The following is a 14,097-nucleotide window of genomic DNA, read 5'->3' on the forward strand; positions in this document are numbered from 1 at the left end:
TTGGAAATCGGCATTTCTGGGCAGAGGGATATTATGTTAGTACAGTGGGATTAAATGAAGCCACTATCAGGAAATATATCCAGGAGCAGGAAAAGCATGATATTGCAATGGATAAGTTAAGCGTGAAAGAATATGAAGACCCTTTTAAGGGTTAAGGCTAAGTAGTATCAATACCCCTTAAGGGGTGGCGACGAGTCAAGAGCAGTATGGCTTGAACGGAGCTGTGGGAAAAATGCGTAAGCAGAATTCCCACAGTCGAAAGAGAAAGCTAGCGCCTTGAGACGCTGGCCTAGTATCATGGGCTTATAGCCCTGGAACAAGCCACCCGTTTTACGGGTGGTCATGACTATGAAAATCATACCTCCGAGACGGTGACGGTGGGTGGCAAGACGGTGGATGTGCAGACGCCTTTTGTTTTGATGTCTGTGATGTTTCTGCCTTCGGATACATTTTCAAATATTAAGGTATCCAATGGAAAGGTGATGACCAGTGGAGATGATAATATTGTGATCGGCTATGCCAGTCCGGGGCTGGCTGCCAGTTTGAAACTGGAAAGTTATGGTCCAACGGAGGATATATCTGTGCCAGAATATGTGGAAATCACAGCGGATGCGTCCGAATTTGAATTGGAATTTACAGCCACTGTGGTTACACCGGGAGTTTTTGCTGATATGGATACGGAGGACCTGAACGATGTGAATGAGCTGATTGATGATATGGGGGCGCTTACCGATGCTTCCGGCCAGCTCGTCAGCGGCACATCCGAATTTTTTTCAGGAATGAAGACTTTTGAAACCTATATGGCCAAGTATATCAAGGGTGTTGGTGCGGTAAAGGATGGCTCGAATGCACTGACAGAAGGATTGGCGACCTTGAATGAAAATAAAGAAGCTTTAAAAACCAGAGCAGAGGCGCTACAGAGCGGGCTGGAAAGCCTGAATGGAGCATATGCCTGCCGACGGAAGAAGGAATAGATAATACGGCTGTTACTGAAGCAGCCAAAGCACTGGCAATGGATGGCGAGAAACTTGCCGGACTTTTAACATCCATTCAGGAAAGCCTGACTCAGATGCAGGCCTTTACAGAAAATGCATCGGCCTATGTTACGGCTGTCAGGGAAAATATTGGGGCGGCACAGAACAATTTATCGTTAGTGAATTTATCCGACATGGAGGCAGCCGCCAATGCATCGGCAAGGGAGCAGGCAGTGCGCTGGATGCGGCGCTTGCAGCGATTCCGGATGAACAGCTTTCCGCAGAGGAAAAGGCGGGGATTCGGGCAGCAGTTGTCGGTGGTATTGATGTGAGCGGTACAGCCTCTGAAGCTCAGGGATATGTTGATGCTGCCGCCGAAAAGCTTGCCAGAATTCCGGATTTTGAGGTGCCGGAGCTGACGGTTAATGCTGCCGGAATCGAAGGGGTGGTCAGTGACATGACAGCCAAACTGGAAATTCTCAAATCCTATTCGGACAGCCTGTCCGGTGTGAAGGAAAAATTTGCCGCTATGGGCAGTGCATTGGAAACAATGAAATCCAGCGTAGCCCAGTTGGAAACCGGAAGCAGACAGCACACAGAAGGCATTACGACGTTTAACGAAGGCATTGCACAGCTCTATGAAGGGGCTGCCGCACTTAGCAACGGTGCTTCCGAACTGACGACGGCAGGAGAGTCCTTAAATACCGGTTTCAGCACATTAACTCAGGGTGCTCTGACTTTGAAAGAAGGTGTCGCGGCCTTTGATGAGGAAGGTATACAAAGTCTCGGTGATTTGGCAGGCAGGGATCTTGAAAACATCCTGACACGCATTCGGGCTTTAAAAGAAGCGGATAGCCGGTATGACAATTTTGCCGGAATCCGGGAAAACCAGACGGGCAGCGTAAAATTCATTATTGAGACAGCTGAGATTGAAAAATAGGATGTGTCGTTTTATGGCCGCAATTTTTCCAATACATCATAAGGAATGACCAGATTTCCTATGCCCTTTCCAATCCGGATGTGGGGTTTTACGGAACCGTGAAAGTCAGAACCACCGGACCAGAGTAATTGGTGCCGGTCTGCCAGTCGTTTCATATTTCGTTCATCTGCCGGAGAGTAAGTGCTGTAGTAGGTTTCTATGCCACGCAGACCATAGCTTTTTAAGTCTTCAATGCAGGTGTCAAGCTGAGCCGGAGTGAAACCATAAAGAAGGGGATGGGCCAGAATGGCTACACCACCGTCGTCGCAAATGGTACGAACGGCGTCTTTTGGGGTCACGCCGGTTTTCGGGACATAAAAAGGCATACCGGGAGAAAGATATTTATCAAAGACTTCTTTGATAGAAGCCGCATAGCCTGTATACACAAGATAGTGGGCAAGATTTGCTCGGGTGATGACGGCATCGCCTTCAAGAGCCCGGAGTTTTTTCATGGAAATATCCACGCCGGCTGCCTGCATTTTTGCAATCATTCGTAGATTTCGCTCTTCTCGAATTTGTTGAAAAGCATCAAGGCGCTGTGCCAGCAACGGGTCCTTCGGGTCAAGAAAAAGGCCGACGATATGGATTTCCCGGTCACCGCCGTAAACAGCGGACAGTTCTATGCCGGGGATACATTCAATATTTAATTTTTTTGCAGCTTCAAGGGCTTCGGGTATGCCCTTCATCGTGTCATGGTCAGTTAAGGCTACGGCGGCCAGTCCTGCAGCCGCAGCGGCTTCCATAACTTCTGTCGGTGTACAGCTTCCGTCGGAGGCTTTGGAGTGGGTATGCAGATCTATTTGTTTCATAAGTAGCTTTCCTTTCTGTCATGGGCCGGACTTTGGGGCCAGCGTAATATCTGTATAATAGTATAGCATTTTCAGAAAGAAAAAAACATATAGTTAAAAAAAGGTTTATGGACGGGATATATTTTGAGGACCTATACGATTTCGATATTAAAGGCGTTGATCATTAGTTATGTAATCTCTGCGGCTTCGCTGCTGGCACTTGCCGGACTTCTCTGTTGGCTGGACATTGCGGCAGCCCAACTCCAGATCGGTATGATAGTCACCTATATCGGCTCCTGTGCCGTTGGTGGATTTTATGTGGGGAGGAAGATAAAAAAAAGAGAGTTTCTATGGGGATTGATCGTTGGAGTCCTTTATTACAGCATTCATATTGCGGCGGTCATCGCCGTGGAGGGTGTGCAGCCGGAACGTATTGTGCCGGGAACGGCGTTGGCATTGCTGTGCATGGGAAGCGGCATGATGGGCGGTATGTTGAGTTGACAGGATAAAATAAAAAAATAGCTTTTAAAATAAAAACAAGTATGATATACTGTTCGTGAATGCAATGTATTGCGAATAAAAGAAAAAGGAGGCTTTCCAATGAAACATATTAAATCTTTAAACACACGTTCTTTAAAGGATTCTATGGTTAAAGGCGGATGCGGTGAATGTCAGACATCCTGCCAGTCAGCCTGCAAAACTTCCTGTACAGTGGGAAATCAGAGCTGTGAAAATAACAAATAATACATAAGCAGCGATTTAGTCAGCTAAGTCGCTGCTTATTAAATGTAAGGAGTATAAAACGTGGTTCATCAGTATAAAAATAATGGTTATAATATTGTACTCGATGTGAACAGCGGGTCGGTCCATGTGGTGGACGACCTGGTATACGACATTATTGCTTTATATGAGACCGCTTCTGAAGATGAGATCGCAGAGAAGCTTGCAGGGAAGTATTCTCCGGAAGATATTCGGGAGGCTTATTCCGAAATCAAGGAGCTGGTTAAAGAGGAATGTCTTTTCACCGAGGATATTTACAAAGATTATATATTTGATTTTAAAAAGCGCCCGACAGTTGTTAAAGCTTTATGTCTGCATATTGCCCATGATTGCAATCTGGCATGCAAGTATTGTTTTGCCGAAGAGGGTGAATATCATGGACGCCGGGCATTAATGAGTTTTGAAGTCGGAAAAAAAGCATTGGATTTCCTCATTGCAAATTCCGGTTCCCGGAGGAATCTGGAAGTGGATTTCTTTGGCGGCGAGCCTTTGATGAATTTTGATGTGGTAAAACAGTTGGTGGCTTATGGACGGGAACAGGAGAAGCTTCACGACAAGCAGTTTCGGTTTACGTTGACGACCAACGGCGTGCTTTTAAATAAAGAGGTTCAGGAATTTGCCAATAAAGAAATGGCGAATGTGGTCTTAAGCGTGGACGGAAGAAAAGAGGTTCATGACTTTATGCGTCCATTCCGGGGCGGACAGGGAAGTTATGACTATATTATTCCGAAATTTAAGGAGATGGCGGAGAGCCGGAACCAGACCAATTATTATGTCCGAGGGACATTTACCCATTATAATACGGATTTTGCTTCCGATGTGCTGAGTCTGGCGGATGAGGGCTTCAAGCAGATTTCTGTTGAGCCGGTAGTGGCACCGGAGACGGAGGATTATGCGATTAAAGCATCAGATCTGCCGAAAATTATGGAGGAATATGATTATCTGGCAAAGGAAATGCTGAAACGGGAGAAAGAGGGCCGCGGCTTTAATTTCTTCCATTTTATGATTGACCTTTCCGGCGGCCCATGCGTTGCCAAACGTCTTTCGGGCTGTGGTTCGGGGACAGAATATCTGGCAGTGACACCATGGGGCGATCTTTATCCGTGTCACCAGTTTGTCGGGCAGGAAGAATTTCTTATGGGCAACGTGGATGAGGGCATTGTGCGGACAGATCTCCAGGAAGAATTCAAATGTTGTAATGTCTATGCCCGCGAGAAATGTCAGGACTGTTTTGCAAAATTTTATTGCAGCGGCGGCTGCGCTGCAAATTCTTACAATTTTACAGGCAGAATAACAGATACATATGACATTGGCTGTGAGATGATGCGTAAGCGTGTGGAATGTGCGATCATGCTGAAAGCAGCCAGAGAAGGAGAGTTGTAAAATGAAGAATAATAAAGGAAAAAGTCTGATTGGTCTTTTCCTTGTTCTGATCATCATCGCTGCCTGCGGGTTTGTATCCTGGAAAGGTGTGGATGAGAGCGGACAGGGAAGTGCCAAAAATATAAAGCTCGGTCTGGATTTGGCCGGCGGGGTCAGCATTACCTATGAGGCTGATGAAGAAAATCCTTCGGCGGAGGATATGAATGATACAGTTTATAAGCTTCAGAAGCGTGTTGAAAGTTACAGTACAGAAGCCGAGGTTTATCAGGAAGGAACCAACCGGATCAACGTTGAAATTCCGGGTGTTTATGATGCGGAAAGGATTCTCAACGAATTGGGTAATCCGGGAACAGTTGCGTTTTATGAGGTGACGGATGCTTCTGCCGTCGATATTTCTGATGAAGAAAAGGCTGAGGCAAAGAAAGCTGCAGAAGCCGCTGGTCTGTCGGACAGTTCTACATTTAATCTGGTCATGGACGGTAATGATCTTGTTGATGCCCAGGTGATGACCCAGAATGACAGTTATGGTAACTCCCAGTATGTGGTAGAACTGACAATGAATGCGGAAGGATCGGAAAAATTTAAAGAAGCCACCGCACGGAATATCGGAAAGCCAATCTACATTGTTTATGATAATGAAGTGATCAGCTATCCAAAAGTAAATACGACCATTGAAAATGGACAGGCGATCATCGAAGGGAATTTTACTTATGAATCTGCCAGTTCTTTAGCAACTTATATTCGTTTGGGAGCACTGAAACTGAATCTGAATGAAATCCGTTCCAATGTGGTCGGTGCCAAGCTTGGCGAGGAAGCTCTCGCCACCAGCTTAAAAGCTGGTGCCATTGGTCTGGCGATCATTATTATCTTTATGATCATTATGTACCTTGTACCTGGTCTTGCGGCTGGTCTTGCACTTGTTCTCTATGTTGCGGTAATGCTGTGCCTGCTGAATGGTCTGGATGTGACCCTGACCCTTCCGGGAATCGCAGGTATTATTTTGTCCATCGGTATGGCGGTAGATGCCAATGTCATTATCTTTACCCGTATTCGTGAGGAGATTGCCGGAGGTATGAATGTGCGGAATGCGATTCAGACTGGATTTAAAAAGGCACGTTCTGCCATCTTAGATGGTAATATCACAACATTGATCGCAGCTGCTGTCCTTTATATTAAAGGTTCAGGAACTATCAAAGGTTTTTCCGTCACATTGGCATTAGGTATCGTTTTGTCCATGCTTACAGCCCTTGTTGTGACTCATTTTATCGTCAATGTGCTTTACGGCCTGGGATTTACCGATGAAAAATACTATGGAAGACAGAAAGCGAGAAAGGCTATTCCATTTGTTCAGAGGGCAAAAATTTTCTACATTATTTCTGCCGTTGTAATTATTGCAGGCTTTGTGGGCATGGGATTAAATCATTCCAATGGCAAAGGTGCGATGAATTACAGTCTGGACTTTACCGGCGGTACTTCTATGACGGTGCCGTTTAATGAAAATATTGATGTTACCGGTGAAAATGGTGCGGAATTGCTGAAGACGATTACAGAAACCATAGGTACTGGCGATGTGCAGCTTCAGAATGTTCAGGGATCCAATGATATTGTCATCAAGACGCAGGTATTGGATAAGGAGACTCGGGGTGATTTAAAGAATACTCTTGTTGAAAAATACGGTGTGGATGAAAAATCCATCGAAGAGCAGAGTATCAGTGCGGTAGTCAGCGGTGAAATGCAGAAAGATGCGGTCATCGCAGTTGTCATTGCCGGTATATGTATGCTGATTTATATCTGGTTCCGGTTCAAGGATATTAAATTTGGCGCCAGTGCTGTATTTGCGCTGTTGCATGATGTACTTTGTGTATTAACCGTTTATGCATTAGTCCGTATTCCTGTCGGCAACACATTTATCGCATGTATGCTGACCATTGTTGGTTATTCAATCAATGCAACGATTGTTATTTTTGACCGTATCCGAGAGAATCGTCAGATGATGTATAAGGCATCTCTGGAGGAAATTGTAAATTCCAGTATCACTCAGACATTGTCGAGAAGCATCAATACATCTGTGACAACCTTTATCAGTGTGTTTGTACTGTATATTATGGGGGTCGCTTCTATTCGTGAATTTGCCATGCCGTTGATGGCCGGTATTATAGCCGGAGCATGGTCTTCTATCTTTATTACAGGCACACTCTGGTATTTGCTGAAAAAGATTGGAAAAAAGAATTAAAAACAAGGATGTCAGAAACTCTGCCGGAGAAGAAATTTTCCTGTGGAGTTTTCTGCATTTAAAAAGAACTTTATAGGAATGAGTGGAGAAACTATGGAAAAATGGATGGTTGCTGCGAAAAAAGCGAATTTTAATCGCTTGGCAAAAACTTTTTCAATCAGCCCGGTTCTGGCTCGAATCATGGTCAACCGGGGATTAAAAACAGATGAGGAATTTCAGCAGTTTTTATATGGAGACTTAAGTGCGCTCCATCGACCGGAAAAAATGAAGGATATGGAGCGGGGAGTTGAATGTATCCGACGGTCTGTTGATGGCGGGCATCTTATCTGTATTGCCAGTGATTTTGATGTGGATGGTGTGTTCTCCGGCTATATTCTCTGGCGTGGTATCCATCGGGTTGGCGGACAGGCTTATGTGGTGGCTCCGGACCGGATACAGGAAGGGTATGGCTTAAACAGCCGGATTGTACGGGAAGCCTATAGAAGAGGGGCCGGGTGTATTCTGACTTGTGATAACGGAATCGCGGCCATGGATGCGATCGGCATGGCAAAAGGGTTGGGAATGGATGTGGTCGTCACTGATCACCATGAGCCAGTCTATGAGATAGACACGGATGAGGATGGGACAGAAAAACGAATATATAAGCTGCCCCCGGCCGATGCGGTCATCGATCCAAAGCGGGAGGATTGTGGATATCCCTTTAAAGGGCTTTGCGGTGCCGGAGTGGCCTGGAAGTTTGTAGAACTTTTATATGAAACTTATGGTGTGCCAAAGTCGGAATTTTATGAGCTTTTACCTTTTTCGGCGGTGGCAACAGTGGCTGATGTGATGGATTTGGTGGATGAAAACCGAATCATCGTTAAATACGGGCTGCATGGGATGGCAAAGACAGAGCATCCGGGGCTGCAGGCTGTGATTCGTCATAGCGGTTTGAATAAAAATTATATTTCGGCATATCATATCGGTTTTGTGATTGGTCCCTGCTTTAATGCGGCAGGGCGGCTGGACAGGGCGGATATGGCCATCCGTCTTTTACAGACAACCGACAGGGAAGAGGCGGAGCGGCTGGCGGCGGATTTGGTTGCCTTAAATCAGAGTCGGAAGGAAATGACGGCCCTGGGCTATGAACGAGCTGTTGAACAGATTGAAAAAGAGGGGCTGTACAAGGATAAGATCATTCTTATCTGTCTGGAAAACTGCCATGAAAGTCTGGCGGGAATCATTGCGGGAAGATTAAAGGAAAAATATCACCGGCCGGTCATTGCCGGTACAGAAAAAGACGGGATGATCAAGGCGTCCGGCCGTTCCATCGAAGCTTATAATATGTATGAGTCCCTGAGTGCATGCAGAAATTTGTTTGAACGCTTCGGTGGACATGCGATGGCGGCCGGAATGAGTTTAAAAAAAGAAAATTTTTCGGTATTGCGAGAGCGGTTAAATGAAAACTGTGGTTTGTTGGAAGAGGATTTAATACCAGTCGTACATATCGATGTTCCAATGCCTTTGGATTATATCAGTGAAGGGTTTATCCAGGAGCTGGACTTACTGGAGCCCTTTGGAAAGGGAAATCCGAAACCAATATTTGCGGAAAAGCATTTTAGAATACTTCGGGCTTCTGTTATCGGAAAGAATCGGAATGTTCTCAAAATGCAGGTGTGTAACGACAGCGGTGTCCGTATGGATGCTCTGTATTTTGGAGATATCCGGGAGTTTGACGACTATGTGGAAAAGATGTACGGTGCAGACGGGAAAAATCGTATGTATGCGGGCCTTTCAAATCCGGTAGATATGGCATTTACCTATTATCCATCACTGAATGAGTACGGCGGACGGCGGATCTTACAGATAATTATACATAATTTCCAGAGAATTCCCCGTTAAATGTTGTTTTTTTAGAGTAACCTGTGGTAAAATGGTTGGTATCGATTATTCCAGAAGAGAGGGAGAAAAGTATGAAGAAATTAGAGGATTACGTTGTCAGTATACCAGATTTTCCGGAGCCCGGGATTATTTTCAGAGATGTTACCAGTGTTTTGCAGGATGCGGATGGTTTAAATCTTGCCATACATTTATTGATGGAAAAGCTGGAAGGTCTGGACTTTGATGTGATTGCCGGAGCCGAATCCAGAGGTTTTATCTTTGGTATGCCATTGGCTTATAATCTTCATAAACCGTTTATTCCTGTGCGTAAAAAAGGAAAACTTCCGAGAGAAACGGTATCTGCTTCTTATGAACTGGAATATGGAACTGCGGAAATAGAAATTCATAAAGATGCGATTTTACCGGGACAAAAGGTCGTTCTTATCGATGATCTGATCGCTACCGGAGGAACTTCTAAAGCTATGATCCAGCTGGTGGAAAGTCTGGGCGGAATTGTAGTGAAAAATCTTTTCCTGATGGAACTGGCCGGATTGAACGGACGGGCAAAGCTTGAGGGATACAACGTAGATTCTGTTATCGTATATGATGGAAAGTAGGGGATTTGATGGATAAAGTCATTGATGTGGACATTATCGAGGACGAAAGGGATAAGTCCGAGAAAAAAGATTTTATACCCCCGGAGATTCTTTATGATGAACTTATTGAAAAAGTAAAGAAATATCATCCGTCAGCGGATGTGACTCAGATTGAGAAGGCTTATCAGATTGCGTTTAATGCCCATAACGGGCAGGTGCGTAAATCCGGCGAGCCTTACATCATTCATCCAATCTGTGTGGCAATGATCCTGGCGGATCTGGAATTGGATAAAGAGACGATCGTGGGCGGTCTTCTTCATGATGTGGTGGAAGATACGGTGATGACGCGGGAAGATATTGAGGCGGAGTTTGGTTCAGAGGTTGCTTTGATCGTGGATGGTGTAACCAAGTTGGGACAGTTATCCTATTCTTCCGACAAGGTCGAAGTTCAGGCGGAAAATTTAAGGAAAATGTTTTTGGCCATGGCAAAGGATATCCGGGTTATATTGATCAAACTGGCAGACCGTCTGCACAATATGCGGACATTAAAATATATGAAGCCGGAAAAGCAGAGGGAAAAAGCGAGAGAGACGATGGATATCTATGCGCCGATTGCTCAGCGTCTTGGTATTTCTAAGATTAAGATTGAGTTGGATGACTTGGCGCTCAGATACCTGGAGCCGGATGTGTATTATGAGCTGGCCAGAAATATTGCGTCAAAGAAAAGCGAACGAGAAGCTTTCGTGCGTTCCATTGTAGACGAAGTCAGCCAGCACATGAAAAATGGCGGTATCAAGGCAGAGGTCAGCGGCCGTGTAAAGCATTTTTTTAGTATTTATCGTAAGATGGTCAATCAGGATAAAACACTGGATCAGATATATGATTTGTTTGCAGTACGTATTATCGTGGACTCGGTGAAGGACTGCTATGCGGCCCTGGGATTGATTCATGAGATGTATAAGCCGATTCCGGGACGTTTCAAGGATTATATTGCTATGCCGAAGCCGAACATGTATCAGTCGTTACATACGACGCTGATCGGACCGTCGGGACAGCCTTTTGAAATTCAGATTCGCACTTTCGAGATGCATAAGACTGCGGAATATGGTATTGCTGCTCATTGGAAATATAAAGAAGATCCGAATGGAAAGAATATAGAGAATAATGAAGAAGCTAAATTGACCTGGCTGCGGCAGATTCTGGAGTGGCAGAGGGATATGTCCGACAATAAGGAATTTATGAGCCTGCTGAAAAACGATCTGGATCTGTTCTCAGAAAGTGTTTATTGTTTCACGCCGGCCGGTGATGTGAAAAATCTTCCGAACGGTTCGACGCCGATTGATTTTGCCTACAGTATCCACAGTGCGGTCGGCAATAAGATGGTTGGCGCCAGAGTGAACGGCAAGCTTGTGACGATTGATTATCAGATTCAGAACGGGGATCGTATTGAGGTCATTACTTCCCAGAATTCCAAGGGCCCAAGCCGGGACTGGCTGAATATTGTTAAGAGTACTCAGGCAAAAAATAAGATTAATCAGTGGTTTAAGACCCAGTACAAAGAGGATAATATTCTTCGGGGAAAAGAGCAGTTGGATAAGTACTGTAAGACAAAGAGCATTGTGCTGAGTGAGATTCTTAAACCGGAATATATGGAAAAAGTTATTCGCAAATATGGTTTCCGGGATTGGGATGCCGTATTGGCGGCTGTCGGACACGGAGGTCTGAAAGAGGGCCAGGTTGTTAATAAACTCGTTGAAGAGGATAACAAAAAGAAGAAAAAAGAAGTCACAGATACTCAGGTACTCAAAAACATTTCGGAGATCAGCAAGAAGACTACAGAAGATAAGCGGGAGAAAAAGGGTAAGAGCGGCATTATTGTCAAAGGGCTGGACGATGTGGCTGTGCGTTTTTCCAAATGCTGTAATCCGGTACCAGGGGATGAAATCGTTGGCTTTGTTACCCGTGGGCGTGGTGTGTCCATTCACCGGACAGACTGCGTCAATATGATTCACATTTCTGAGGAAGACCGGGCACGGATTCTGGAAGCCGAATGGATGGCTTCACCAGATGAAGTGACAGGAAAAGCCTATAAGGCAGATATCAATATTTACGTGGAAGACCGTATGGGTGTTCTTGTTGAAGTGGCCAGAGTGTTTACGGAAAATGAAATTAATGTAACGGCCATGTCCAGCCGTTCCGGCAAAAATAATACGGCGACGATCAATGCGGCATTTGACATACACAGCGTGACCCAGTTGAATAAAGTCATTGATAAACTGCGAAATCTGGAATGTGTTTACGATATTGAACGAACAACAGGAGGCTGATATCCATGAATCTTGCAATTCGAATGATGGTCCTTGGACCAGTCCAGACAAACTGCTATTTTTTGATTAATGAAGATACCAAAGAGGTTTTGATCGTTGACCCGGCCGACCGGGCACAGAAAATTATTGAGTGGATCAACAGTGAAGGTCTGAAACCGGTGGCGATTCTCCTGACTCATGGTCATTTTGACCATATTATGGGGGTACAGGGAGTTAAAAAGGAATACGATATTCCGATTTATGCCAGCAAAGACGAAGTGGAAGTTCTTGCAGAACCTCAGATTAATGTCTCAACTATGATGGGGGCATATCTTTCGATGAAAGCGGATGAGCTTTTCTCTGACGGAGATGTATTGGAACTGGCAGGAATGAAGTTAAAAGTTATTTCCACGCCGGGACATACGATCGGAAGCGTATGCTTCTATATGGAAGAAGAGAAGGTATTGATCAGCGGCGATACCCTGTTTGAAGCATCGGTGGGACGCTCGGATTTTCCTACAGGAAGCAGTCGTCAGCTGATTGAGTCCATTAAGACACGTCTGTTTGTGCTTCCGGATGATACGGATGTATTTCCAGGACACGGCGGAACAACGACCATTGCCTATGAAAAGGCACATAATCCATTTATTTATTAAAAGAAACGATGATTGAATTAATATTAAACGAAGAAAGATATGAAAATGATATTCGGGCTCTCCTCATGGCATTTTACCATGGGGAGAAAATTTTGGCCCGGAAACCGGAAAATGCATGTGTATCCGGGAGGACAAAAGACCGGGAACAGGTTTATCAGACGATGGAAGCGATGTATGTCGCAAATCATCTGAATCTGACGTTGAAGAACAATGAGGGACAGGTTTTAGGGAGTAAGTGGATCGAAGATTTCCCGAAAGACCATACGGCCGGGAAAAACTGCCTGAAAACAGCTCTCTATGAGCTGCTCAGTGAAGTGACAGGCCGGACACTGCCCTGGGGGACTTTGACTGGGATACGTCCGACAAAAATCCCCATGGCCTTTTATGATAGCGGTCAATCCAGAGAAGAAGCTGCTGAACACCTGCGGCGGACTTATAAGGTGTCCGAAGAAAAGATTTGTCTCTGCACAAAGGTGGCAGCCAATGAAAAACGGATTTTGGAGGGAATCGATAAGGAACGTTCCTTTAGCCTCTATGTGGGGATTCCTTTCTGTCCAACAATCTGTCTGTATTGTTCCTTTTCATCCTACCCACTGGATGTGTGGGCGAAGGAAGTGGATCATTATCTGGAAGCTCTATTTAAAGAAATTCGTCAGGTCAGCCGTATGGTCGATCAAAGCTGTCTGACGACAGTCTATATGGGCGGCGGGACGCCGACTTCTTTAAATGCAGAGCAGATGGACCGACTGTTGTGCACATTAGAAGAGAATTTTGATTTGAATATTGCCCGGGAGTTTACCATTGAGGCGGGGCGTCCGGACAGTATCGATCTGGATAAACTCAGGGTTATGAAAGGTCATGGCATTGAGCGGATTTCTATCAATCCTCAGACATTGAATCAGAAAACACTGGATGTCATCGGGCGCCGGCATAGTGTAGAAGACGTGGAGAGGGCTTTTAATATGGCGCGTCAGGTCGGATTTTCCAATATCAATATGGATTTGATTCTGGGACTTCCGGGTGAAAACTCCGGGGATGTGGAGAGAACTTTGGAGGGAATTCGGCGGTTGGCTCCTGAGAGTATGACAGTCCATTCTCTGGCAGTGAAGCGGGCATCCCGACTGAATCAGAATCTGGAACTCTATCCGCCGGCTCAACAGGAAGAGGTGAACCAGATGATCAATATGGCCTGGCATGAAGCCGAAGCTATGGGGATGGAGCCTTATTATCTGTATCGTCAGAAAAATATGGCCGGCAATCTGGAAAATGTAGGCTATGCAAAACCGGGAAAGGAATGCCTGTACAATATTCTTATTATGGAGGAAAAGCAGAGTATTGTAGCCGTCGGCGCCGGCGGCTCGTCAAAAATCCTCTATCCGGCCGAGAACCGAATCGAGCGGGTGGAGAACGTGAAAAGTGTGAAAGACTATATTGAGCGCATCGATGAAATGATCGAAAGAAAGCACCATAATTTTCCAAAAAATGGAATATTTGAAAAAAGGACTTGAAAAAGTAAAAGGGTTGTGCTAATCTACATTAAGA

At 45.2% G+C, this 14,097-nt stretch carries 14 protein-coding genes; 13 read left to right on the forward strand and 1 reads right to left on the reverse strand.

The genetic code is table 11. The features are described 5' to 3' along the window. The 4 genes from EV212_RS06625 to EV212_RS06640 all read left to right on the forward strand — a co-directional run. Nucleotides 1-155: transposase (locus EV212_RS06625; protein WP_207669081.1), on the forward strand; the 155-nt coding region annotated here is incomplete at its 5' end. A gap of 222 nt (nt 156-377) precedes the next feature. After that, nucleotides 378-974 carry a hypothetical protein gene (locus EV212_RS06630; protein ID WP_132090705.1) on the forward strand — a complete coding sequence of 199 codons (597 nt, stop codon included), beginning with the start codon at nt 378-380 and terminating at the stop codon, nt 972-974. A gap of 38 nt (nt 975-1,012) precedes the next feature. Then, nucleotides 1,013-1,306, forward strand: coding sequence for a hypothetical protein (locus tag EV212_RS06635; protein WP_132090708.1), 294 nt, complete (start codon nt 1,013-1,015; stop codon nt 1,304-1,306). Then, entirely contained in the window at nt 1,303-1,914 is a 612-nt protein-coding gene (locus EV212_RS06640) for a hypothetical protein (protein ID WP_132090711.1), read from the forward strand. The genes EV212_RS06635 and EV212_RS06640 overlap by 4 nt, the downstream gene beginning before the upstream one ends. Nucleotides 1,915-1,925: 11 nt before the next feature. Here EV212_RS06640 and EV212_RS06645 read toward each other — a convergent pair whose 3' ends face one another. Next, a complete protein-coding gene (locus tag EV212_RS06645; protein ID WP_132090714.1) occupies nt 1,926-2,762 on the reverse strand; it encodes a PHP domain-containing protein in 837 nt (278 codons plus the stop codon). A gap of 123 nt (nt 2,763-2,885) precedes the next feature. Between EV212_RS06645 and EV212_RS06650 the strand changes: the two genes are divergently transcribed. From EV212_RS06650 to hemZ, 9 genes are all read left to right on the forward strand, one after another. Further along, on the forward strand, nt 2,886-3,242 hold the full coding sequence (locus tag EV212_RS06650; protein ID WP_165873325.1) for a TIGR04086 family membrane protein: 357 nt from the start codon (nt 2,886-2,888) through the stop codon (nt 3,240-3,242). 99 nt (nt 3,243-3,341) lie between these two features. Then, complete coding sequence (gene scfA, locus EV212_RS06655; protein ID WP_132090720.1) at nt 3,342-3,485, forward strand: six-cysteine ranthipeptide SCIFF; 144 nt, start codon at nt 3,342-3,344, stop codon at nt 3,483-3,485. Between the two features lie 60 nt (nt 3,486-3,545). After that, a complete protein-coding gene (scfB, locus tag EV212_RS06660) occupies nt 3,546-4,904 on the forward strand; it encodes a thioether cross-link-forming SCIFF peptide maturase (RefSeq protein ID WP_132090723.1) in 1,359 nt (452 codons plus the stop codon). Nucleotide 4,905: 1 nt separating this feature from the next. After that, nucleotides 4,906-7,137: a protein translocase subunit SecD gene (gene secD / locus EV212_RS06665; protein ID WP_132090726.1), complete on the forward strand. Its 2,232-nt coding sequence runs from the start codon at nt 4,906-4,908 to the stop codon at nt 7,135-7,137. A 93-nt stretch (nt 7,138-7,230) separates the two neighbouring features. Continuing rightward, nucleotides 7,231-9,018 carry a single-stranded-DNA-specific exonuclease RecJ gene (gene recJ / locus EV212_RS06670; RefSeq protein WP_132090729.1) on the forward strand — a complete coding sequence of 596 codons (1,788 nt, stop codon included), beginning with the start codon at nt 7,231-7,233 and terminating at the stop codon, nt 9,016-9,018. A gap of 71 nt (nt 9,019-9,089) precedes the next feature. Beyond that, the gene (locus tag EV212_RS06675) at nt 9,090-9,614 is read left to right on the forward strand and encodes an adenine phosphoribosyltransferase (RefSeq protein ID WP_132090732.1); all 525 of its coding nucleotides are present in this window, start codon (nt 9,090-9,092) and stop codon (nt 9,612-9,614) included. A gap of 8 nt (nt 9,615-9,622) precedes the next feature. Then, the gene (locus EV212_RS06680) at nt 9,623-11,920 is read left to right on the forward strand and encodes a RelA/SpoT family protein (RefSeq protein WP_132090735.1); all 2,298 of its coding nucleotides are present in this window, start codon (nt 9,623-9,625) and stop codon (nt 11,918-11,920) included. A 5-nt stretch (nt 11,921-11,925) separates the two neighbouring features. After that, nucleotides 11,926-12,555, forward strand: coding sequence for an MBL fold metallo-hydrolase (locus tag EV212_RS06685; protein ID WP_132090738.1), 630 nt, complete (start codon nt 11,926-11,928; stop codon nt 12,553-12,555). An 8-nt stretch (nt 12,556-12,563) separates the two neighbouring features. Beyond that, nucleotides 12,564-14,063: a coproporphyrinogen dehydrogenase HemZ gene (hemZ, locus tag EV212_RS06690; RefSeq protein WP_132090741.1), complete on the forward strand. Its 1,500-nt coding sequence runs from the start codon at nt 12,564-12,566 to the stop codon at nt 14,061-14,063. Nucleotides 14,064-14,097 lie beyond the last annotated feature (34 nt).

It is taken from the genome of Frisingicoccus caecimuris (assembly GCF_004340975.1).
Classification (GTDB): domain Bacteria; phylum Bacillota; class Clostridia; order Lachnospirales; family Lachnospiraceae; genus Frisingicoccus; species Frisingicoccus caecimuris.

Bases quoted from the DNA above. Each gene is read 5' to 3' on its own strand.
- EV212_RS06635 (WP_132090708.1), top strand. From the start codon at position 1,013: ATGGATGGCGAGAAACTTGCCGGACTTTTAACATCCATTCAGGAAAGC.
- EV212_RS06645 (WP_132090714.1), bottom strand. From the start codon at position 2,762: ATGAAACAAATAGATCTGCATACCCACTCCAAAGCCTCCGACGGAAGC.
- scfA (WP_132090720.1), top strand. From the start codon at position 3,342: ATGAAACATATTAAATCTTTAAACACACGTTCTTTAAAGGATTCTATG.
- secD (WP_132090726.1), top strand. From the start codon at position 4,906: ATGAAGAATAATAAAGGAAAAAGTCTGATTGGTCTTTTCCTTGTTCTG.
- recJ (WP_132090729.1), top strand. From the start codon at position 7,231: ATGGAAAAATGGATGGTTGCTGCGAAAAAAGCGAATTTTAATCGCTTG.
- EV212_RS06675 (WP_132090732.1), top strand. From the start codon at position 9,090: ATGAAGAAATTAGAGGATTACGTTGTCAGTATACCAGATTTTCCGGAG.
- EV212_RS06680 (WP_132090735.1), top strand. From the start codon at position 9,623: ATGGATAAAGTCATTGATGTGGACATTATCGAGGACGAAAGGGATAAG.
- EV212_RS06685 (WP_132090738.1), top strand. From the start codon at position 11,926: ATGAATCTTGCAATTCGAATGATGGTCCTTGGACCAGTCCAGACAAAC.
- hemZ (WP_132090741.1), top strand. From the start codon at position 12,564: ATGATTGAATTAATATTAAACGAAGAAAGATATGAAAATGATATTCGG.